At 65.0% G+C, this 21,109-nt stretch carries 22 protein-coding genes; 10 read left to right on the top strand and 12 right to left on the bottom strand.

The window, feature by feature from the left end:
• Nucleotides 1–89: 89 nt before the first annotated feature.
• The 3 genes from A5732_RS11005 to A5732_RS11010 are packed head-to-tail and all read right to left on the bottom strand — an operon-like array spanning nucleotide 90 to nucleotide 1,705.
• Nucleotides 90–527 carry a nitroreductase family deazaflavin-dependent oxidoreductase gene (locus tag A5732_RS11005; RefSeq protein WP_076052649.1) on the bottom strand — a complete coding sequence of 146 codons (438 nt, stop codon included), beginning with the start codon at nucleotides 525–527 and terminating at the stop codon, nucleotides 90–92.
• 57 nt (nucleotides 528–584) lie between these two features.
• Nucleotides 585–746 carry a hypothetical protein gene (locus A5732_RS27335; RefSeq protein WP_171975001.1) on the bottom strand — a complete coding sequence of 54 codons (162 nt, stop codon included), beginning with the start codon at nucleotides 744–746 and terminating at the stop codon, nucleotides 585–587.
• A gap of 29 nt (nucleotides 747–775) precedes the next feature.
• Nucleotides 776–1,705 (bottom strand): LysR family transcriptional regulator, encoded by a 930-nt coding sequence (locus A5732_RS11010; protein WP_076052650.1) that lies wholly within the window; start codon nucleotides 1,703–1,705, stop codon nucleotides 776–778.
• 99 nt (nucleotides 1,706–1,804) lie between these two features.
• On the opposite strand from A5732_RS11010, the gene A5732_RS11015 reads away from it, so the two are divergent.
• The 5 genes from A5732_RS11015 to A5732_RS11035 are packed head-to-tail and all read left to right on the top strand — an operon-like array spanning nucleotide 1,805 to nucleotide 6,335.
• Nucleotides 1,805–3,091: an aromatic ring-hydroxylating oxygenase subunit alpha gene (locus A5732_RS11015; RefSeq protein ID WP_076102190.1), complete on the top strand. Its 1,287-nt coding sequence runs from the start codon at nucleotides 1,805–1,807 to the stop codon at nucleotides 3,089–3,091.
• Complete coding sequence (locus A5732_RS11020) at nucleotides 3,088–3,411, top strand: hypothetical protein (protein WP_076052652.1); 324 nt, start codon at nucleotides 3,088–3,090, stop codon at nucleotides 3,409–3,411. The genes A5732_RS11015 and A5732_RS11020 overlap by 4 nt, the downstream gene beginning before the upstream one ends.
• A 4-nt stretch (nucleotides 3,412–3,415) precedes the next feature.
• Nucleotides 3,416–4,246 carry a TauD/TfdA dioxygenase family protein gene (locus A5732_RS11025; RefSeq protein ID WP_076102191.1) on the top strand — a complete coding sequence of 277 codons (831 nt, stop codon included), beginning with the start codon at nucleotides 3,416–3,418 and terminating at the stop codon, nucleotides 4,244–4,246.
• Entirely contained in the window at nucleotides 4,243–5,121 is an 879-nt protein-coding gene (locus tag A5732_RS11030) for a TIGR03619 family F420-dependent LLM class oxidoreductase (protein WP_076052654.1), read from the top strand. Before A5732_RS11025 ends, A5732_RS11030 begins: the two co-directional genes overlap by 4 nt.
• A gap of 11 nt (nucleotides 5,122–5,132) precedes the next feature.
• Nucleotides 5,133–6,335 carry a cytochrome P450 gene (locus A5732_RS11035; RefSeq protein WP_076102192.1) on the top strand — a complete coding sequence of 401 codons (1,203 nt, stop codon included), beginning with the start codon at nucleotides 5,133–5,135 and terminating at the stop codon, nucleotides 6,333–6,335.
• Between the two features lie 44 nt (nucleotides 6,336–6,379).
• On the opposite strand, the gene A5732_RS11040 is transcribed toward A5732_RS11035, so the two are convergent.
• Nucleotides 6,380–7,525 (bottom strand): LLM class flavin-dependent oxidoreductase, encoded by a 1,146-nt coding sequence (locus tag A5732_RS11040; RefSeq protein ID WP_076102193.1) that lies wholly within the window; start codon nucleotides 7,523–7,525, stop codon nucleotides 6,380–6,382.
• A 203-nt stretch (nucleotides 7,526–7,728) separates the two neighbouring features.
• Here A5732_RS11040 and A5732_RS11045 point away from each other — a divergent pair, with 203 nt between their 5' ends.
• The gene (locus tag A5732_RS11045) at nucleotides 7,729–9,192 is read left to right on the top strand and encodes a cytochrome P450 (RefSeq protein ID WP_076102194.1); all 1,464 of its coding nucleotides are present in this window, start codon (nucleotides 7,729–7,731) and stop codon (nucleotides 9,190–9,192) included.
• Between the two features lie 16 nt (nucleotides 9,193–9,208).
• Nucleotides 9,209–10,357, top strand: coding sequence for a sulfotransferase family protein (locus tag A5732_RS11050; protein WP_076052658.1), 1,149 nt, complete (start codon nucleotides 9,209–9,211; stop codon nucleotides 10,355–10,357).
• 24 nt (nucleotides 10,358–10,381) lie between these two features.
• Here the strand turns inward: A5732_RS11050 and A5732_RS11055 are convergent, their stop codons facing one another.
• Together A5732_RS11055 and A5732_RS11060 are read right to left on the bottom strand one after the other, a co-directional pair.
• The gene (locus tag A5732_RS11055) at nucleotides 10,382–10,888 is read right to left on the bottom strand and encodes a DUF2505 domain-containing protein (protein WP_076102227.1); all 507 of its coding nucleotides are present in this window, start codon (nucleotides 10,886–10,888) and stop codon (nucleotides 10,382–10,384) included.
• A 27-nt stretch (nucleotides 10,889–10,915) separates the two neighbouring features.
• Nucleotides 10,916–11,581: a M15 family metallopeptidase gene (locus A5732_RS11060; RefSeq protein ID WP_253189048.1), complete on the bottom strand. Its 666-nt coding sequence runs from the start codon at nucleotides 11,579–11,581 to the stop codon at nucleotides 10,916–10,918.
• Nucleotides 11,582–11,798: 217 nt separating this feature from the next.
• Here A5732_RS11060 and A5732_RS11065 point away from each other — a divergent pair, with 217 nt between their 5' ends.
• Entirely contained in the window at nucleotides 11,799–13,367 is a 1,569-nt protein-coding gene (locus A5732_RS11065; protein ID WP_076102196.1) for a serine hydrolase domain-containing protein, read from the top strand.
• Nucleotides 13,368–13,374: 7 nt separating this feature from the next.
• On the opposite strand, the gene A5732_RS11070 is transcribed toward A5732_RS11065, so the two are convergent.
• Together A5732_RS11070 and A5732_RS11075 are read right to left on the bottom strand one after the other, a co-directional pair.
• Nucleotides 13,375–14,937, bottom strand: coding sequence for an LCP family protein (locus A5732_RS11070; protein WP_076102197.1), 1,563 nt, complete (start codon nucleotides 14,935–14,937; stop codon nucleotides 13,375–13,377).
• A 155-nt stretch (nucleotides 14,938–15,092) separates the two neighbouring features.
• Nucleotides 15,093–15,680, bottom strand: coding sequence for a PadR family transcriptional regulator (locus A5732_RS11075; RefSeq protein ID WP_171975002.1), 588 nt, complete (start codon nucleotides 15,678–15,680; stop codon nucleotides 15,093–15,095).
• A 156-nt stretch (nucleotides 15,681–15,836) separates the two neighbouring features.
• On the opposite strand from A5732_RS11075, the gene A5732_RS11080 reads away from it, so the two are divergent.
• On the top strand, nucleotides 15,837–16,946 hold the full coding sequence (locus tag A5732_RS11080) for a flavin-containing monooxygenase (protein WP_076102199.1): 1,110 nt from the start codon (nucleotides 15,837–15,839) through the stop codon (nucleotides 16,944–16,946).
• On the opposite strand, the gene A5732_RS11085 is transcribed toward A5732_RS11080, so the two are convergent.
• Nucleotides 16,914–17,792: a phytanoyl-CoA dioxygenase family protein gene (locus A5732_RS11085; RefSeq protein ID WP_076102200.1), complete on the bottom strand. Its 879-nt coding sequence runs from the start codon at nucleotides 17,790–17,792 to the stop codon at nucleotides 16,914–16,916. The genes A5732_RS11080 and A5732_RS11085 overlap by 33 nt on opposite strands.
• Nucleotides 17,793–17,873: 81 nt before the next feature.
• Nucleotides 17,874–19,331 (bottom strand): phospholipase D-like domain-containing protein, encoded by a 1,458-nt coding sequence (locus tag A5732_RS11090; protein ID WP_076102201.1) that lies wholly within the window; start codon nucleotides 19,329–19,331, stop codon nucleotides 17,874–17,876.
• 184 nt (nucleotides 19,332–19,515) lie between these two features.
• Here A5732_RS11090 and A5732_RS11095 point away from each other — a divergent pair, with 184 nt between their 5' ends.
• Nucleotides 19,516–19,917, top strand: coding sequence for a DUF732 domain-containing protein (locus tag A5732_RS11095; protein WP_076102202.1), 402 nt, complete (start codon nucleotides 19,516–19,518; stop codon nucleotides 19,915–19,917).
• 47 nt (nucleotides 19,918–19,964) lie between these two features.
• Here A5732_RS11095 and A5732_RS11100 read toward each other — a convergent pair whose 3' ends face one another.
• Together A5732_RS11100 and A5732_RS11105 are read right to left on the bottom strand one after the other, a co-directional pair.
• Nucleotides 19,965–20,579 (bottom strand): methylated-DNA--[protein]-cysteine S-methyltransferase, encoded by a 615-nt coding sequence (locus tag A5732_RS11100; RefSeq protein ID WP_139334636.1) that lies wholly within the window; start codon nucleotides 20,577–20,579, stop codon nucleotides 19,965–19,967.
• Nucleotides 20,576–21,079 (bottom strand): RNA polymerase sigma factor, encoded by a 504-nt coding sequence (locus A5732_RS11105; RefSeq protein WP_076102203.1) that lies wholly within the window; start codon nucleotides 21,077–21,079, stop codon nucleotides 20,576–20,578. Before A5732_RS11105 ends, A5732_RS11100 begins: the two co-directional genes overlap by 4 nt.
• Between the last annotated feature and the right edge of the window lie 30 nt (nucleotides 21,080–21,109).

The following is a 21,109-nucleotide window of genomic DNA, read 5'->3' on the forward strand; positions in this document are numbered from 1 at the left end:
GCTTCGCATGACCGACGCGACGTCCTGCGAGACGCCCGCTGCAACCGATTGCACTCACACCGGCGGTTCGTGGGTTGTTCAGCTGAAGTTCAAGATTTCGGATCCAGGACGACGATGGGGATCGGTCGCGACGTCTTCTTCTGGTATTCGTTGTACCGGTTTTGGTTGTTCTTGTTGACGATCTGCCACAGTCGCGGATAGTCAGGATCGTCGGACAGCACCGGTCGCGCGGTGACGGCGAAACGTCTTGGGCCGACGTTGATCTCGACGTCGGGATTGGCCTTCAGGTTGTGGTACCAGCCGGGGGATTCGGGCGCACCGCCCTTGGAGGCGACCACCAGATAGTTGTCCCCATCGCGCGCGTAGGTCAGCGACGTCGTGCGTTGTTTACCGGTCTTCGCGCCGACGGTATGCAGCAGCAGGCTTGGTATCCACAGCATGCGGTGACCGATCCAGCCGTTCGTCTTCTGATAGACCGTGTCGTGCACCCGCAGCACCTGCGGGAGCAGCTTCTCCACCAAACTCATAGCTACCAGTCTCACCCAGTGGCGTCGGGCTCCGCCAGTGCCTTCCGCAGCCGCGGGCTAGTGGTGATGCGGCGGTCGCTCGTCGCGCAGCCGGCGCTCGTCCCACGCCTCGCGCACCTGCTGCTCGTCGCCGAAGCGCTCCACGTCCTCGGGCGTGACGTGCGCCCGCTTCGGTTTCGGCGCAGGCCGCGGTGGAGGAGGTGACGGTTCACTGGGCATGAGGCGATTATCTCTCAATTCGGACGGCTCTAGGTCTGCGCCCGGGCGATGTTCTCGACGATGATCTGACAGGCCGTGTCATAGAAGGCGCTGATCAGGGTGGAGAAGGACAACTCGAAGGGATAGATCATGTGCACGGCCAACGGCTCGACCGCCCAGTCGGGCAGTATCGGCACGATGGTGCCCTCGCGCAGTTCCTCGGTGCAGATGATCTGCGTGGGCATGGCGCCGATGCCGAGTCCCTGCAGGATGTACTCCTTACACACCTGAAAGTTGTTGGCCCGTGCGCGTATCCGTGGTGACAACTCGTGTCGTCTGTCGAGTTTGGTGACCGCCAGCTTGAGCTTTTGGGGTCCGCAGAAGCCGAAGTCGATGAACGGCAGAGTGTTCACCTGCGCGGGATCGCTGATCGGGTCCCTCAGTCGCGCTACGAAATCGGTTGAGGCGCAGAGGAACAGATTCAGGTCGAAGACCTTCCGCGCGATCAGCGTCGAATCCTGAAGCGGTCCGGGGCCGAACACGACGTCGTAACCGTCCTTGACCGGGTCGACGATGTTGTCGACCAACCGAATGTCCAAGCGCGAGTTCGGGTAACGCTGCAAGAACGTGGCGCCGACGCGGGATGCGTAGTCGATGCCCAGGCTCACCGGTATCGCGACCCGCAGTTCACCCTGGGGTTCCTGCCGACTGCCCTCCACGAGGGCCCGGACACCGTTGGCCTCGGTCAAGATGTTCATCGCGTGGTCGTAGATCTGCTCGCCGATGTCGGTGACCGTCAGCTGATGGGTGTTCTTCCGCAGCAGCTTGATGCCCAGGTCGGATTCCAGCTTGGTCAGCTTCCGGCTCACGGTCGACTTGGGCATGCCGAGCGCCGTCGCCGCCTTAGAGATGCTGCCGCAGTCCACCACCTTGCCGAATACCAGCAGGGCATCGAGGTCAAAGGGCAGATTCTGTTGCATCGGTGTTCCAAGTATGCAACAGGGTGTTGCGTTCGTACACCTTATTGGGGATCCCCGCAGCTGCTAGCGTCGGCCGCACCACGTAGGAGGTACGCGGGGATGAATCAGCCCATCGCCGTCGCCAAGCCCCCAAACGGGCACTGGACCGACGCATATCCCGAACTCGGCCGCGGCCCGGTGTCGCTCGAAGACTGTGTATCCGAAGAGTTCTACGAGAAGGAACGCGAGCACGTCTTCAAAAAGACCTGGCTCTATGTCGGGCGAGTCGAACGAGTCCCGCGTTCGGGCAGCTATTTCACCCGCGAGTTCAGGTTTCTGAACACCTCGATCATCATCGTGCGCGGCAAAGACCAAGTGATCCGCGCCTTCCACAACATCTGCCCGCACCGCGGCAACAAGATGCTGTGGGAGGACGACCCTTTCCAGGAAGTGTCCGGCCGTGCCCCGCTGCTGTACTGCCGCTTCCACGGGTGGCGCTACAAGCTGGATGGGTCGCTGCACTCGGCCACCCGCAAGGACCTGCTGCTGGACTTCGACGCGGACAGCTGCCAGGTGCCGGCGGTGCAGTGTGAGGTGTGGGAAGGCTTCATCTTCATCAACCTCAACCCGCACAACACCGAGCCGCTGCGGTCCTTCCTCGGCGAATTGGCCCACGGCATCGAGGGCTATCCGTTCGACGGACCGCATCAGGTCTACAAGTTCTCGGCCGAGTTGCAGTGCAACTGGAAGATTTTCGTCGACAGCTTCGCCGAGAGTTACCACGGCCCGTACCTGCACGCATCGTCGTTCGGCGCCCTCACCGCGGAGGCCAGGGACGCGTTCGACCGGCCGAACCCGTTCACCGACGCGCTGGCCTACCAGCTCAGCGGCCCGCATCGGATGTTCTCGTTCTCCGGTGAGCCCTCGCAAAAGACCCCGTACTCCAAGCCAATTGAATGCGTGATGGAAGCCAGTGCCGCGGGCCCCTGGAATAAGAAGGTCGACCGAGGGCCGATGCCCCCGGGGATCAATCCCACGCGGTCGGAGAAGTACGGGTTCGACTCGTTCCAGTTCTTCCCCAACTTCGTCATCATCTTCGGCGCATCCGGCTTCAGCACCCACGCCCATTGGCCCACCGGCCCGCACTCGCACGTGTTCGAAGTCGAGATGTTCTATCAGCCGCCGAAGACACACCGCGAGCGACTCGGTCAGGAGCTCACCGTGACCTTCCTCAACGACATCATCCTCGAGGACGCGAGCCCGTCCGAGGGTCTGCAGGCGATGCTCAACAGCGGTGTCCTGACGCATTTCACGATGAATGACGAGGAAATCCTGCTGCGCCACCTCCACAAAGTGGTCGGTGATTATGTGGCGGCCGGCGAAGCGGCGAAGGCGGGTCAACGATGAGTACGGTTCTGCCGAAAGAGTTCTCGCAACTCGAGCACCTGGTGCCCGAATGGGCGATCGAGGACGGCCACCAGCGTTACGTCAAACGCGTCAACAGTTCCATGGAGGAAATCCGAGCCTTCTACGACGAGGTGTTTCCGCACGCCGAGGAAGCCGTCGCCTACATCGACAAGTTCGACTACTCCGAGCCGCTGCCCGACGACGTCGCCAACCTGCGCAACCTGCTCTACTCGCTGATCACCGTCTCGTTGGCGGTCGAGCTGTGGAAGCAGCCGCGGGTAAAGCATTCGGCCAACACCATTCTCACGAGAGTCAGCTGAAACCATGGGACTGACGTCTGCGCAGCTGGAAATCGTCGACCTCACGCCGAGAATCGGCAGCGAGATCCGGACCGATCTCGACACGCTGCTGAGCGGGCGGGAGGCGTCGACGATCCGTGATGTTCTCGAGCGGCGCGGCGTGGTGTTCTTCCGCGGGCTGGACATCGGTGACGAGGAGCAGGTCGCCATCGCCAAGACCCTCGGCACGCTCGTCGCCAACGAGGGTCAGGGCGGCATCAACAAGATCTCCCTCGACGAGAAGGTCAATCAGCGCGCCAAATACCTGCAGGGCTCCATGTTCTGGCACTTCGACGGTTCGCTGCAGCCGCTGCCCAATCTGGCCACGCTGCTGCGCGCGGTGCAGCTCTCCGAGACCGGGGGGCAGACCGAATTCTGCAACACCTACGCGGCCTACGACGATCTTCCGGATGCCGACAAGGACGCGATTGCCGAACTGCGCGTGGTGCACAGCGCGGAGCGCTCGCAGTATTACGTCACCCCCGAGATGAGTTACGACGAGGTGGCCTTCTGGCAGAAGTCGCCAACGAAGGCCTGCCCGATCGTGTGGACGCATCGGTCCGGCCGTAAATCCTTATTGTTGGGCGCGACCTCGGATTACGTGATCGGCCTGCCGGTAGAGGAAAGCCGCGCTCTGCTTGCGCGGCTTCGTGATTGGGCCACCCAGCCGCAGTACGTCTATCAGCATCAGTGGCAGCCGGGCGACCTGCTCATCTGGGACAACACCGGGACCATGCACCGGGTGTTGCCGTATTCGGTCGACAGCGGCCGCCTCATGCACCGAACGATCCTCGCGGGTGAAGAGCCCCTGCAGTGAAGCTCGGCATCGCCACCCCCGTCGTCACCAATGTCGCTGGCGCGCCCCTAAAATGGGAGAAGGACGCCGGCATCGAGGACATCGGCCGGGTCGCGGAGGTCGCGGACCGGCTCGGCTATCACCACATGACCTGCAGCGAGCACATCGGCATGCCCTCGACCGAATCCGGTCGGCGCGGAGCTCGCTACTGGGATCCGTTGGCGACGTTCGGTTACGTCTCGGGGCGCACCAAGCGAATTCGCTTCGCCACGATGACGTTGGTGCTGGGATACCACCATCCGCTGGCGATCGTAAAGCGTTACGGCACACTCGACCACGTCAGCAATGGGCGGGTGATCCTCGGTGTCGGCGTCGGTTCGCTCAAGGAGGAGTTCGACCTTCTCGGTGCGCCTTTCGATGACCGCGGTGCCCGCGGCGATGACGCCCTGAAGGCACTGCGGGCCGCGCTGCCCAGCAACGAGCCGGCGTATCACGGTGAGTTCTACTCGTTCGGCGGGCTGACCGTGGACCCCTGCGCGGTGCAGCCGCACGTGCCGATCTGGGTCGGCGGGCGCACACGACGTTCCCTGCGGCGTGCGGTCACCCTCGCCGACGGCTGGTGCCCGTACTACGTGTCTATCCACACGGCCGCGGACTGGTTGCAGCAGTTCGAATTACCGCCGGATTTCGAGGTGGTGATGCCCGCGGAGCAACCCCTGGATCCGGCCGGTAAACCCGAAGCGACACAGGATACGTTGCGGGAGTTGGCCGACGGCGGAACCACCACCCTTTCGGCTCGCTTCGTCCACCATTCGTTGGAGCACTATCTCGAGCAACTGCACGCCTTGATCGAACTGCACCGCGAAGCCTTCGGTGCGGACGCGCAGACGCAGTAGACAGGAATCCCATGACCGCCAGGACCGCCGACGACCTCTACTACGACCCATGGGACGTCGACCTCAACGCCGACCCCTATCCCATGTTCCGCCGCATCCGCGAAAACGCGCCGCTGTACTACAACGCCGAACACGACTTCTACGCGCTGAGCCGGTTCGACGACGTCAACCGGGCACTGGTCGACCATCAGACCTTCAGTTCCGCGCGCGGCGTCGTGCTGGAGATCATCAAGGCGGGCATCGATATTCCGCCCGGACTGCTCATCTTCGAAGATCCACCGGTGCACGACATCCACCGCAGCTTGCTCTCCCGGGCGTTCACGCCCCGCAAGATCAACTCCCTCGAGCCGATGATCCGCGAGTTCACCCAGCGTTGCCTGGACCCGCTGGTCGGCGGCGACCGCGTGGACTTCGTCAAGGATCTCGGTGCCATCATGCCGCTGCGCGTGGTGGGCATGCTGTTCGGCATCCCCGAGGACTACCAGCGCCGAGTCCAGGAGGACGGCGAGAAGTTCGTCCGGACCAAGCGTGGCGGACGCATGACCGACAACACCGATGCCAAGCTCGCCGACGGAGAGGTCTTCGCCGACTTCATCGACTGGCGCACAACCCATCCCGCCGACGACCTCACCACCGAGCTGCTCAACGCCGAGTTCGAGGACGAACAGGGCGTCACCAGAAAGTTGCGCCGCGACGAACTGCTGATGTTCATGAAGGTCGTCGCGGTCGCCGGCTCGGAGACGACAACCCGGTTGATCGGCTGGTCGGGCAAGCTGCTGTCCGAGCATCCCGATCAGCGCCGCCGGCTCGTCGATGACCGGTCACTGTTGCCGGGCGCCATCGAGGAGCTCCTGCGCTTCGAGCCGCCCGCGCTGCAAGCGGCGCGGTACGTCACCCGCGACATCGAGTTCCACGGCCAGACCGTGCCGGAGGGGAGCGCGATCCTGACGCTGATCGGCGCGGCCAACCGCGACGAACGGCGGTTCGGCGAGAACGCCGAATCGTTTGACGTGACCCGGGTGCCGCGTCAGCATCTGACGTTCGGGGTGGGTGCCCACTACTGCCTCGGCAACGCGCTGGCACGGATCGAGGGGCGAATCGCGCTGGACGAGATCATGAATCGCTTCCCGGACTGGGAGGTCGACCTCGACGCCGCGGTGTTTTCCTCGTCATCGGCGGTGCGCGGCTGGGACAGCATGCCGGCCCACATCTAGACCGCATGTTCCATCCGAGCAATTGACGGGCGCATGGCCCGAGTTCATAGTTTCTTGAGCCCGCGCAGAATCTTGAAAAATGGCGCGCCGGATGCAAGGCCTTTCCGGAAGGTCGGCTGCAAGTAGCTGAGGTTATTGACAACCAAATAGCGCACTCCGTGGTCACGCCACTGCGCAGCCTGATCGACGACCTCATCGGGCGTCCCGGCCAGCAGCGCGTCTTTGAGCAGTGATACCGGAACGTTCTTGGTGTAGGACAACACGGTCTGCTCGTCCAACGTTTGCGGGACTAGATCGTGTGCGCCGCTGAATTCGCGTCCGAGCGGATGCTGTACGCCATGGTTGGCCCACATCTGGCCCGGAATGATGAGCGCGAAAGCCTTTGCGGCATCCGAGTTGAGGGCCCGCTCGATGTCGTCGGGGTTTCGTCCGGTGACGACAAAGGCTGAGATCGCCGGCGTGATCGAGCCAGGGGCGCGGCCGGCGTCGGACGCCGCCGTTCGCACTGCTTCCAGACCCGATGCGTAGTCTTTGGGTCCCGAGACGAGCCCGGGGAACCAGGCGTCGGCGTAGCGGCCAGTGGCCCGCAGCATCCGCGGCCCCTTGGCGGCGATCCAAATCTCGGGCCATTTGCCGCGATAGGGGGGTAGGTCGAACACCGCGTTACGCAAGGGAAAGTACGGCGAATCACGCGAGGTGGGTTCGCCGCGTGAGTTCCACAGCGCCCGGATCGTGGCGACCGCCTCTTCAAAACGCGCCACGGGTTTGGTCCAGTCCACCCCATAGGGCTCGTTGCCCTCCCGCTCTCCCACACCGATGCCCAGAATCGCGCGGCCACGGCTGATCAAGTGCAATGTGGCGGCAGCCTGTGCGGTGACCGCCGGATGACGTCGATTGCTATCCGTCACGCCGACGCCAAGCCGTAGACGTCCAAAGCCGTTGCGGGAAGCGAGATGTCCGAGCATCGTCCACGGTTCGAGTTGGGCGTCGACCTTCGGGATCAGTTTGGCGACACCGAGGTAGCCCGGCGTGGCGATCGAGCGTGGGAACAGCGAATTCAGGTGATCGGCCGCCCAGTAGGAGTCGACACCGCTGGCCGCGGCCATTCGCAAGTTGGTGCGCGCGAGCATGGTCGGGGAATATCGAGAATTGAGGAGCTGACTGCTGATGCCGACTCGGATGTGATTCATGAACGTCGCCTTTCGCAGCAGTTCAATTCAAGCAGTGCGATGCTGACCGATGGTCGGCCAGGCTAACAACTGTTAACCGGCGGGGAAACTGCGTGGGCCACGTCGACTAACTCGAAAGCGCCGCCCGACCTGCGCGATTAGCATGGTGCCGCTACCCTTGCATCATTCCGCAACCCAACTAACCTTCCTGGGATCGGGGGCCGATGACGGCGACGCTATCCGGTGCCGAAGAAGCAGAAGGATGGGTGCCGAAAAGCGGCGAATGCCCGTTTGGGCGCGATGCCTCGTATTCTGGGCCGGCCGCGCGAGACCTGTCGACACCGATCGGCGATGTCGCGACTCGGCGCGTCCCGACGCTCGCGGCGACGATGAAGCGCGACGCCCAGCTCGCGCGGGCGTGCGCGCCGATGCTGACAAAAGTACTCGCCATCACCGCGGCCAAGAAGGTCCGCTCCAGACTGGCTGGCAGACACACCCCAGAGCATGTGCAGATCACCGAATTCGACCCAATGAACCCTGCGATCGCCCGCGATCCATACCCGCACTATCGAGAGCTTTTGGCGGGCGAGCGGGTGCACTACAACCCCAAGCGCGATGTTTACATCTTGAGCAGATATTCCGACGTCCGCGAGGCTGCGCGTAATCACGAGATGTTGTCCAGCGCCGAGGGAGTCACCTTTTCCAGGGGTGCACCGCCTTTCCTTCCCACGTCTGATCCGCCCGCCCACACGCGGATGCGTAAGCAACTGGCGCCGGGCATGGCGCGCGGCGCATTGGAATCCTGGCGTCCGATGGTCGACCAACTTGCCCGAGAGTTGGTCTGCGACTTGAAGACAAAGACAACAGCGGACGTCGTCTCGCTTGTGGCCGCACCGATGCCGATACGCACCATCACCAATGTTCTCGGCATTGCTGGACCGGACGAGGCCGAGTTCATCCGCTTGTCGAACCAGGCGGCTCGCATCACCGACGTCAACTTGTCGGTTTCGGGCCTGGGGTCGCTGGTGCACGGTTTCACCGGATTTCGGCGATTGCGTGCGCTTTTCACCCACATGCGCGATAACGGGCTGCTGGGGGAGTGCACCGTTCTCGGGCAGCTTGCCGGACATGCCGACCGTGGCAGGCTCAGCGATGACGAATTGTTCTTATTCGCCGTATTGCTGGTGGTTGCGGGCCATGAGACCACTGCGAATATGATCAGCACCTTGTTCCTCACGCTGGCCGAATATCCAGAGCAACTCAGGCTCCTTGCGCAGCAACCAGAACTGATCCCGTCCGCGATTGAGGAGCAACTTCGATTCCTGCCGCCGGTCCAAAACATGTGCCGTACAACGCGCGTCGACTATCCTGTCGGCCGCGCCGTCATACCGGCGGGCTCCCGTGTGCTGCTGTTGTGGGGTGCGGCGAATCGTGACCCGCGTCAATACGACGACCCGGATGTCTTTCGTGCCGAACGTAACCCGGCCGGTCATCTCGCGTTCGGCTCCGGCATCCACTCGTGTCCCGGGACCCACTTGGCGCGGATGGAAGGCCAGGCGGTCCTGCGCGAGGTCGTCGCCAACCTCGACCGGATAGAGGTGGTCGAGCCGCCGACATGGACGACAAACGCCAACCTTCGCGGCCTGGTCCGGTTACGCGTGGCCGTTACGCCCCGTGCAACCGCATAGAAATCGTCCACGTGTGATGACTGCCCCCCGCGCGACATCGCGATTTTCCTGGTGGCATGAGTGGGCAGCACCGGTGTGGATAGGCTGCAATTTCTCGGCCTGGACACGCCTGCTGATCCGTAACCGTTTCGCCGTGCACTGGAGCCGCTGGCACTACGCCGTGCTTTACACGCTGGTCAGCGCGGTCAACTCCTGTCTCGCGTTGTTGCAGAAGATCGTGTTTGGCAGGCGAGTGGCCGCAACGATGATCACCGAGCCGCCGATCTTCATCGTCGGGCACTGGCGTACCGGCACCACCTTGCTGCACGAACTGTTGGTGCTCGATGATCGCTACATCGGCCCCACGGGCTTTGAATGCGTTGCGCCGCAGCATTTTCTGCTGACCGAGCGGTTCGCGCCGTTGGCGGGATTCATGGCGTCAAAGCATAGAGCCATGGACAACATGGATTCGAGCTTGTATCACCCGCAGGAAGACGAGTTCGTATGGATCATGCAGGGCCAGCCGTCGCCGTACCTGACGCTGGCGTTCCCGAACCGGCCGCCTGAGCATGAGCGGTACCTTGATTTGGAGCACTTGTCGCCGCGAGAACTAGAGGCATGGAAGCGGCTACTGTTCCAGTTTGTTCAGCGGTTGTACTTCCGCCACCGCAAGACCGTCGTTCTCAAGAACCCGAACCACAGCTTCCGGATCAAGGTCCTCCTGGAAGTCTTTCCGGAAGCGAAGTTCATCCACATCATCCGGAATCCATACGTCGTTTATCCATCCAGCATTCATCTCGTGAAGTCGTTGTCTCGTGTGCACAGCCTGCAGCGACCGACCTTCGAGGGATTGGACGAGAGAGTTCTCACGACGTACGTCGACCTTTATCGCAAGGTGGACGAAGGGCGAGAACTCGTTGACCCGGCTCGCTTTTACGAGTTGCGCTATGAAGATCTGATCGCTGATCCCGAAGGGCAGTTGCGTTGCCTCTACGAGCATTTGGGGTTGAAGTGCTTCGAACAATTCCGGCCGCGGTTGCGCCAGTACCTTGCCGACCACGCGGACTACAAGACGAACCGCTACGACCTGACTGCGGAGCAGCGCAAGATCGTCACCGAGCGCTGGAGCGAAGTCATCGACCGCTATGGCTACCGTTCGGCTTCTGCGGCGGAGTCAAGCTCATAAAGGCGGGGGTGCCGGAGTTATGCCTCAGGTGTTTTCGGTGATCCACGTGGTGGTGAACCGCAGCATCTCCGGGATGCCCTTGGACAAATCGGATCCGATGGTTTTTTCGAGCTTGCCGCCTACCAACGGGATCTTGACCTCCACCCTCAGGGTGGTGTGCAGTTGTGAACCGCCGTCATCCGTCGGCGCCAGCCGGGATTCCGCACGGCCCGACCCCAACCCGCCGGACGCCGAGACGCTGATGTGCCCGCGCACCTGGCGGTCGCCGTCCGGTCGCCACGTCTCGGTCTGCACGATCTTCACGTCAGCGGTCACGAATTTGGCGACCATCCCGGGGAGGATCTGACGGCCCAGGTGCTGGGTCGTGCGCACTGTCACCGTGCCGTCGGCGTCGGTCACCAGCGAATCCAACGTCGCGTCGGCGGAGCCGGCCGCGATGCGGGCCAGCCAATACTCCTCGCGACCGAACGCGGCATGAATTTGCTCGACGGTGGCGGGCGACTCGGTCGAGACGTCGAATGAGCGCGACATATCCACCCATTGTTACAGGAACCAGGCTCACGGTCGCTCAAAGTGCTGGTAGTCGACGGGCGATGCCCAGTGGCCGCCCCACCGCCACCCGCGGTCCGTGAAGATGCGCACGCCGGGGTCGTCGCCGTGCAAGAGCCCCGGGTCGCCGCGGCCGCGGTCCAGGTACTCCGCCGCGTTGTGCGGTTGGAAAGTTCCGTCGGCGTAAACGCACGGGTTGACACGTGGGTTCAGATCGATGGCCCGACCGTAGGCGTGTTGCGACCAGTGCTCGCTTCCCGGGATGGCGCGGCAGTTGAACGCCGACGTGTTGTCGTCCTCCATCGAGAGCTCATCGTCGGCGGCCGGGTAGCGGTCCGCCGTGCGGATCTTCTCGATGGGAAATCCCACTCGGTAGAGCTGCGCGAAGACCGTGATCACCTCCGGCACCAGGTCCTGGTGCACGATCAGCTCGCCGTGATGGGTCCGGCCGTCGAAACCGACGTGGTCGACCTCGACTCGTCGTAGCTGCGCGGGGTCCACCGGGCAGCCCGGCCGCCAGCTCGGACCGAGCTCCGCGGCGGTGACCGGGCGAACGTTGCCGGCGGCGGGCGCCGACGACGGGCCGGCCGCCGACGACGCGGTGGACGATGGCCTGGCCGCAGGGGGCGCCGGCGCGGCGGTGCACTGCGTCAACGTGGCCCCGGCCGCCATCATGCCCGCCAGCACGGCGACCCACCGCCTGCCGGAAGTCACTGGGGATGGGTCCTCACCGCTTGCTCCATCGCGACAAGACCGTCGCGACCGGGTGTCGCGAGACAGGTCCGGCGCCAACGCTACTGCAGGCCGCCCCTAATCTTCTGCGCAGCAGCCCCTTTGCGTCGGAGCCGAATGCGTACTGGATGCCGCCAGGTCGCCGACTTACTCTTGCCATATGCCGGTAGTCAGGGGCGGGTGGAAGCTTTTGCCATCCTCGCTACGCAAGGCGGTCGTGGTCGCAATCGTGTTGCTCGCCCTCATTGTGGTTTCGCCGTGGATTTTCACGGCACGCACACCGGTAGCCGACCGCCCACCGCAGCCCGCGCCGACGCCCGCACAGGCGCCGACGCCCGCTGCGGCGCCGGCTGCGGCTCCCGCACCCGAATTCGCGACCATCTCCAAGCTGATGAACGACGCGATCGCGGCAGGGGGACTGCCGGGCGGCGTGGTAATGGTCGGGCATGACGGCAAGGTCGTCTTCCACCAGGCTTACGGGTCGCGCAAACTCGCGGGCGAACCGGGGCTGGACGGATCGCCCGCACCCGCGGAGCAGATGACCGAGGACACGATCTTCGACATGGCATCGTTGACTAAGTGCCTCGCAACGGCGGTCGCCATCATGCAGCTTTACGAACAGGGCAAGGTGGCGTTCGACGATCCGGTGCAGAAATATCTGCCCGACTTCAATACGACGAACGATCCACGGCGCGCGCAGGTCACGGTGCGCATGCTGCTGACCAACATGTCCGGCGAGGGGATCGACGTCAGCCTGGCAGACCCGTGGGGGCTGGGCGCACCCGACAAAGCCGAGGGTATTCATCGCGCGCTCACCACGCCGCTGCAGTCGGGTCCGGGTGAGGTTTTCCGATACTCCGACATCAACTACATCCTGCTGGGCGCGCTGCTCGAGAAGACCACGGGCGAGGCCGAGGACACCTACGTCCAACGCAATGTGTTTGCGCCGCTTGGCCTGCAAGACACCCGCTACCTTCCCGCGGCCAAGGCCTGTGGTCCCCACACGATCAGAGGAGCGGCGGTTGCCTGGGCCCCCGCGCCGGCCGGGGGTGAATCGATGGCTTGTCCCGCGGGAACGTGGAGCACGAGCCTCTTACCGCGCATCGCACCCACGGCGCGCGACGAGGAAAGCAGAGACGATCCCAGCAAGAATCCGGATTTCTTTGCCCTGCTTCGGGGTACGGTGCATGACCCGACGGCACGCCGGATGGGGGGAGTGGCCGGCAATGCTGGCATGTTCTCGACGGCGCACGATGTCAGCATCTTTGCGCAGGCGCTGCTTGACCGGCTGGCCGACCGCCCGAGTGAGTTTCCTTTGCGGCCAGCAACTCTCGAGCTGATGACGAGTCCTCAGCAGCCCGGCCATACCGCCGAACAAGTTGCAGCGGCAAACCGTGCCGCTCAACAAGCTCACACTCCGACCTATCCGGCGATCGAAGGGCAGAGCCTGTTTGGTTTTGGCTGGGACATCGACACGGCCTTCTCCAGGCCGCGCGGGAAGGTCTTTCCTGTCGGCAGCTTCGGCAACACCGGATTTACCGGAACCACGCTGTGGATCGACCCAGGTTCGAATACCTACGTCATTCTGCTCTCGAACTCGATCCACCTTCGGGGCAGCCCGCCGATCTCGCACCTCAGGGGTGAGGTGGCCACGGCCGCCGCGCAGGCCTTGCACCTTTACGGCACGGCGCCATCGATACCGACGCCTGCCCCGCGGAAAACGCCGTAGCGCCTTGTCATTTCACGCAGGGAATGCCGTCGGCGGTCATCCGCGAGAGGTTGGTAACGGCGGGTTGCTGCGTGCCGACGCCGGTGGCCGGCACGGTGGTGACGGGTGCCGTGGCGGTCGCGGTCGGCGATTCCGATGTGGGATAGTGGGTTTGGTCGAATCGGGAGAAATCGGTCCCGACGGTCAGTCGCACCGTGTTGGGGGCGACGCTGTCGGATGCGGTCGCCGTTATGTCGTACTGGTCGGCGAGCGCGGTGGCCGCCACCTTCGCGCCGGCTCCGTAGGTGATGGTGCTCGTCTCGGTGGTGGAGTCGGCCGTGCTGACCTTGCCTTCACTGAATTTCCCAGTCGCCAAGAGCATTTGGACCGTTGCCGCCTCACCCTGCCGACCCGAGGCGTTGACGACGTCGAGCGCGACGCTGCCGGAGGTGCTCTGCGCAGCGTCGTCCGGTTGTGCTGCGGTGGTGGGGCTGTCAGTCGAGGGTGCGTTAGACGAATCGGCGCCCACCAGGTTGTGCACGATGGAGCGGATGGTGGGTATGTCGATCAAGTTCACATAGGCGCCATCTGAGAGTTGACCGAAGCTGGTGACCGGCAGCGTGTACAGCACCACCGGTCTGTTGGGATACGCCAACGCATTACGAATGAATTCGTCAAAGTCGAAACCGGCGTCGACGGCGACGTTCTGCTTGGCGACGTTTAGCAGTCCATGCAGTTTGGTTGGGTCCGACAACGTTCCGCCGCGGCGCATCGCGCTGACCACCGCGACGATGAAGGCCTGCTGGCGCCGGCTTCGATCAAGGTCGGTGAACGCCGCGTCGTTGGGGTCGCGGCGTTGGCGGACGAAGGCCAACGCCTGAGTGGCGCTGATCTGTTGGACGCCCTTGTGAAAGTCGGCGCCGGAGTAGTACTGGTCCGACGTGTCCTCGCTGAGGCACACGGTGATCGGTTCGACCACCCGGGCGAGTTGGAAGAACCCGGCCAGGGTGACTTCGATGAAGTGATCGATCGGGATCTGCAGAAGGCTTTTGACGGTGCTGATTTCGGCTTTGCGGCCCGCCTCCCGTGCCGCCTGTTCCTTAGCCGTCGAATCTTGGCCTTGCGGCGGCGTCGAAGTCGCCTGCGAGCCGGCCGAACCGTGACCGGCCATCACCCGCTGGTAGGCGTAGCTGTACGCCTCCTTGATCTTGCCGCGGCAATCCGAGGTCGGGCATCCGGCCAGATCGACATAATCGTCGCGGGGGATCGAAATCGCCGTCGCCGGACCGCCGCCCGCAGGCAGGTGCACCACGATGAGCGCGTCGGAATCGCCGTCAGCGGAATCCTCGTTGCCCGCGTGCAGCGCGTCATAGATGTCGGGCGGCAGCGGCTGCCCGTGCTGGTCACGGCGGCTATCCAGGCCCATGATCAGGATGTTCTGGTCGCTTCCGGTGGACGCGGGTTCACCGGCCAATGCCTCGGATTTGGTGATGCCGGCCGACGCGCTCCGATAGGCATGCCAGGCGATGCCGATGACGGCGACCACCACCAGGGATGTCAAGGCGGCCAGCATCTTGGCACCGGCCACCATCCTGTGGTTGCGGTGCAAGCGATTCCGGGGCCCGGCGGTCGGCGAATCTGCTTCTTCGCCGGGCGGGCCCGCTCGACGCGTCATGACAGATCTGAGAATAGCCAGGTCGCGGCGCTTCAAACCGGGGAACGCGGGGTTCGAGGCGTCCCTCATCCTCAGTCGGTTGGTAGCCGACGGGCGATGTCGGCCAAAACGTCCCACTTCGGTTCGGCAGAGCGCACGTCCTCGGGCCAATCCGCGACGACCGTGCCGGCCCAGTCCGCCCATTCGCCGACCATGTCCGCAAAGTTCGTCAGGAAACGGCCAGTGAGCGCAAGGACGGCGGCCCGCTCGGGAAAGGGAGCGGTGCCCTCGACGTAACTGCGGGCGATGCCGATGTTTTCCGAATTGCGTTCGGCCGCCCAGCTTTTGATGCGCTGAATCGCGGCCACGGCGTCGGCTTTCGTGCCGTGGTCGGCGAAGAAGACCTTCAGCATTTCTTCGAACGCCAGGGCCGGCCCTTCCCCGGGTGTCGCAAGCCAGCGCTCCAGGGCCTCGCGGCCGTCGGGCGTAATCGTATAGACCGTCCGCGGACGCCGGCCTACCCGATCTTCGGTGGCGGTGGCCAGGCCGCCCGCCACGAGTTTTTTGGGCTCGCCGAACAAGTTGCTGCGTGCCCGGGGCCAGAATTGGCCCAGCCCGCGCCCCACCTGCTTGGCGAGTTCGTACGTGGTCCAGGGACGCAGGGCCAGCATCCCCAGCATGGCGTACGAGGTCGTGCTCAGCTTGATCCCACGGGTTGACATATAGTCCTTTTTGAACTAAAAAATGGTCCGATAGGGACTATAGCAGCCCGCCCGCGCGTTGCTGCGGAGGCGCGCAACGATGGCCGTAGCGTCGCGACAAGGAACGAGTAGCCGATGTCTGATCCGATTGTCATCATCGGTGCGGGTGCGGCGGGGATCTCTGTGGCCCTCAGTCTGAAAGACCGGGGCGTCAGGCCCGTGCTGGTCGATCGCGCCGATGGCGTCGCCGCCGCATGGCGTTCCCGATACGACCGACTGAAACTCAACACCGGACGCCAGTTTTCCCATCTCCCCGGCCGGCCATACCCTGCCGGCACGGCTCTATACCCCGCTCGTGATGACGTGGTCGACCACCTCGAGCGCCACGCTCACGAGGACGGTATCGACGTCCACCTGAACACGGCCGTCACCCGGATCGATCGGAATCGCGGCGGGTGGACGTTGACCACCTCCGACGGGGATCTGCACGCCGCACAAGTGGTGGTGGCCACGGGATTTCTGCACACGCCCGTCGTGCCGCGCTGGCCGGGCACGTTCGGTGGCGACCTCTTGCACTCGTCGGAATATCGAAATCCGGCGCCCTACGACGGCAAGCGGGTGCTGGTCGTCGGAAGCGGGTCCTCGGGCATGGAGATCGCCCACGACCTCACTACCGGCGCAGCCGAAAAGGTGTGGCTGTCGGTGCGCACGCCGCCGAACTTGTTGCCGCGCAACGCCCCTGCGGGGCTTCCCATCGATGTTTTCTCGATTCCGCTGTATCACCTGCCGGTGCGGATCGCCGACCCGATCGCCGCGACGGCCCGTCGTCGCGCCTTCGGCGATCTCAGCGCATTTGGGTTACCCCTGCCCGGCGAAGGGCCATTCGCCCGGGCCCACCGATTGCAGGCCGCGCCTTCGGTTTTGGATATGAAAGTGATAGACGCGGTGCGCGACAACGCTTTCGAAGTCGTCAGCGCGGTGACCGCGCTCGACCACGATCACGTCGTGCTGTGCGACGGTTCGCGTATCCCCGCCGATGTCGTCATCTGTGCAACCGGTTACCACCCAAATCTGGCGGGACTGGTCGGTCATCTCGGCGTGCTCACGCCGCAGGGATCAGCCGCACAGCACGCCCCGGCTCCCGCGGCGCAGGGACTGTACTTGCACGGCTTGGTCAGCAGGCCCGGGTTGATCGGCTACGTGGCCAAGCAATCACGTGCCTTGGCCCGTCGCATCTGTGCTTAGTTCCAACAGCCGCAACGGATGCAGGCCGTCGACGTTGCCGACGAACGGCGGATGAATGCTGTAGCCGAGCATCCGGCGAATGTCATCGGAGACCGCCCGCGCGATGTCGCGCGATATCGACAGGGTGTAGGCCTCCATCGGCCGCAGCCACGGTTGGCAGTACTGGGCGGTGACGGCGAGGCGCTCGCGGTCGGTGGTGTTGGCACCCCCGCCATGCCAGAGGGTCCCGACGAAGAGGACGCACGAGCCGGCGGGCATCACGACGGGTACGGCCCGATCGTCGGGGCCCGGCCGGCGCTTGCCCCAGCGGTGGCTGCCCGGGTAGACGACGGTGGCGCCGTTGTCGGCGGTGAAGTCGTCGATCGCCCAGATTGTCGCGGCGGCCAGCGGCTCCCGGGGGCGCGGAATCGGGTAGAAGCCGTCGTCGTGGTGCGCCAGCTGCGCCGCCTCGCCGGGCTGAATGTTGATGGCCTGCAACGCCGAAAGCAGGTAGTTGGGCATCAGCAGCCGATCGAGCACCGCCAGCACCCGCGGGTCATCGACCAGCCGATCGCACACCCGGGTCCTGCTCAGCACGCTGTAGATGCGCTGAGTGCGCAGGCCCTCGAACGAGTTGCGTCCGGTGTGCCCGAGCGAAGGGCGCACGACCTCACGGATCTGCGAGCACTGCTCGGCGGTGAGCAGGTTCTCCCAGATGACGTAGCCGTCGCGGTCGAGTGTCGCCATGTCGGCCTCGACGATCGCGCTGTCCACCGCGCTTCCACCGGTCGGCGTCCGCTTGTAGCGCTGAGCCAAGTCGCCCCGCAGGTCCTCCAGCGTGGTGACGGCGTCGTCGTCGATGCTCATTGGTACTCGTCCTTAGTCCACTGGCGCTTCTGCCCACACTAGGCCGAGTTCAGCCCAACCCACACCCAAATCGCCGACCGGTCAACCCCGAAGGCCGGTGATGAACCGTTGCACGCTGCGGGTCAGCGACCGTGGGACGTGGTCGGGATCCATCAGGTCGTTCTCCGCCAGCGGGCCCGCCTCGTCGGCGACGGTCCGCTCGGTGAAGGGCCGCAACGTCTTGCCTTCTCCGCGAAGTGCCTCGATCGCCTTCAACACCGACCGGTGTTCGCCGATCGCGTCTTCGAACTCGCCCACCGAAACGCCGAGGTGCTCTGCCATCAATTCACTTCGTGCCGCTGTGATTTCGCGGCGCACGTCGTCGTGTTCGGAATTGGCCGGCGCCGCCTCGATCGCGACGTCGCACTCGCTGTCGAAGCCCATCGAGCGGTTGTTGAAGTTCGAGGAGCCGATGCGCAGCAGCCGATCGTCGATCACCAGCACCTTGGAATGGATGTAGATCGGGGTACCGCCGTCGGTCGCCGGCCAATAGACGCCCAGCCGGCCATGATCGTCGGCGTCCCACAGCAGCCGGATGAGGCGGTGACGGGCGCTGTCCATCGTTCCGCGCTCGAGCGGGTTGTTGCCTCGGCGGGCCAGCACGATGACGATCTCTGGACCGTCGCCCTCGCGCAGCCGCGCGGCCAGCGCCTGGGCGATGGTTCGGGACGCAAGGTATTGGTTCTCCACATAGACGGTGTGGCGCGCCGCCGCGATGGCGGCCAGGTTGAGCGCCTCCACCTCCCGGACCTCGGGGCGGTCGTCGAGCTCCGGCACGGTGCGCGCGATTCCGACATCGATGTTGCGCAGGTTCGGTTCCAGCTTGCTCGGCCAGGCGCTGTGCTTGGCCTCGACCGGCGCCAACGAGCGTTTCGTCGCGGTTTGCCACCTGGCCAGGGCCTGCTCGCCCAGAGCCCGTGCGGCCGCACCGTCGACGGCCAGGCCGACGTCATGCCGCGGCCCGTAGCTGCGCCCCGCCGTGCGGCGGTGTGGGTTGTCATGCGCGTGCGCACGGGTGTCCCAGCGTTCGAGCGTCAGATCGATGCCGCCGCAGAACGCCACCGCATCGTCGACGACCACGATCTTCTGATGATGCACAGAGCCGATCGGGTGGGCGCCGTCGATGGCGAAATGCATTCGCCTGCTGCTGATCTGGTTCAGCAGCGACACCGGGGTGAGGCCGAACCAGATGCCGTCGAAGGCGGGCAGCAGACGCAGATTCGACTTCAGCAGGTAGATGTCCAGGCCCGGCCGCTTCCACAGCATCCAATAAAGGAACGGGCCCAGCTGGTTCGGCCCGGGAAGTGTCTTCTGGCCCCGCTCGAACGTCACCCTGGCGTCGAAGTCCCAGCCGATCAGCATGATCCGATGGCGGGCGCGCAGCATCGCCGCCTTGACGTGCCTGAAATAGTCGGCCGCGTCGATGATGGCGGCGAACCGGTCGGCCCGTGCCGTGCGCCAGCAGGTCTGGCCGGGAGTCAGAAGTCGATCGTCGTGCACGCGGGGGCTCTCAACGATGTTGCTGGGACAGCGCGGACATAGCCACTGTGTACCACACAGGGCCAGGGTGTCAGGATCCGTGCGGAACCGGCGCCCGGCGGCCCAACGTGGGCGTTTGCCGCCGTTGTGCACAGCCGGAGGGGCTCGGCAGGACAAGGGCGCCGATCTATATGAGGATGAAGCGATGCGAATGCTGCTTGTGCTTGCGGGCTGCGCCGCCCTCGCCGGCGTGGCCGCGCCCGCGTACGCCGACCCCGTCGGCACGTCGGGAGCTGACGCGAGCTTCATCGCCGCGCTCAACCAGGCGGGCATCACGTATCAGGACCCGGCTGCGGCCGTCGGGGTGGGCAAACGGGCGTGCCAACTGATGGACGAGGGCAGCCCCCAGGTCGAGGTCATCAAGAGCGTGTCGTCGAGTAACCCGGGATTCACGGTGGACGGCGCCGCCCAGTTCACCATGATCGCGGCGAGCGCCTACTGCCCCCAGCACCTGGGGCAGCACGTCAGCCAGGCGCCGCAGCCCGCGCCGACGCAGCAGTCATCGCCGGCCATCAACCTTCCGCCCCTCACGCCGGGCGCCGCCTAGCGGCCGGTACGGGCCGCGCCCGGTTGTCCCGCAACGGGATTCGCACGTTAGGCCGCGGCCTCGAGGGTGAGCAGGATGCGTTTGGCTTCCACGCCGCCGAGATAGCCGCCCATCGCCCCGTCGCTGCGCACCACGCGGTGGCAGGGCACCACGACCGGTAGCGGATTGGTGGCACACGCACTGCCGACGGCGCGAACCGCGTTGGGATTGCCGGCCAGCTTGGCCACCGCGGCATAGCTCGCGGTGTGGCCGTAGCCGATCTCGGGCAGATGACGAAGCACCGTGTTGCGGAATCCGGCCGAGAGCCGCCAGTCCAGCGGCACGCCGAAATCCCGGCGCTTACCGGCGAAGTACTCGTCGAGTTGCCTTGCGGCCGTGTCGAGGCGGCCGGGTGCGAGCAGGATGCGCGGGCTGATCCTGTCGGCGAGGCTTTGCAGGACGGTGTCGTGCCCCTCGCTGGCGTAGGCGACGCGGACGAGGCCGAGCTCGGTGGCCGCGATGAGCAAGGCGCCGACCGGGCTGTCGACGATGCGGTAGGCGATGTCGAGGAGGCCCTCGGCTTGCGCGGCGGTGGCGAGCCGGGCGTGCAGCGCGCCCAGGTCGTCGGCGGTGGCGTCGGTGATCTGCGCCAGCGCGCGGGTCAATTCGTGTTCGTTGCTCATCGGTGTTCTCCTGTCCCGGTCGTGCCGGCGGCGACGCCGGGGTATGTGCGTCTGAGGGTGGCGATGCCGTCGGCGGCGGCGCGCCGGGCGGCGTCGGGACTACCGCCGAGGATGGCGGCGATCTCGGAATAGGGCAGGCCGGCAAGGTAGTGGTAGGCCACCGCCTGCTTCTGTTTGGCGGGCAGCCGGGCCAGCGCGTCGGCCAGGTCGTCGTCGCGGTCGGGATCCGCCGGTCCGGCGGTCTCGGGGACGTCGCCGGTCGGCACCGCGCGCCGCGCCCGCGCCCTGGTGAGGTCGATGGCTTTGCGGTGCGCGATGGTGACCAGCCAGGCCTCGATGTTGGCGTCGGCGGGCAGGTCAGGGTAGCCGCGCAACGCGGACAGAAAGGTCTCCGACCAGGCATCGTCGGCGTCGACCGGCCCGACTATGGCGCGGCATACCCGTAGGACGGCGGGACCGTGGTCGACGACCACCGCCTCGAACGGTCGTTTGGCTGTCACGCTGTGTAGACGTTTCGCCGGGCAAGTTTG

Origin of the sequence: Mycobacterium colombiense (assembly GCF_001953985.1) — a bacterium.
In the GTDB taxonomy this organism is placed as follows: domain Bacteria; phylum Actinomycetota; class Actinomycetes; order Mycobacteriales; family Mycobacteriaceae; genus Mycobacterium; species Mycobacterium colombiense_B.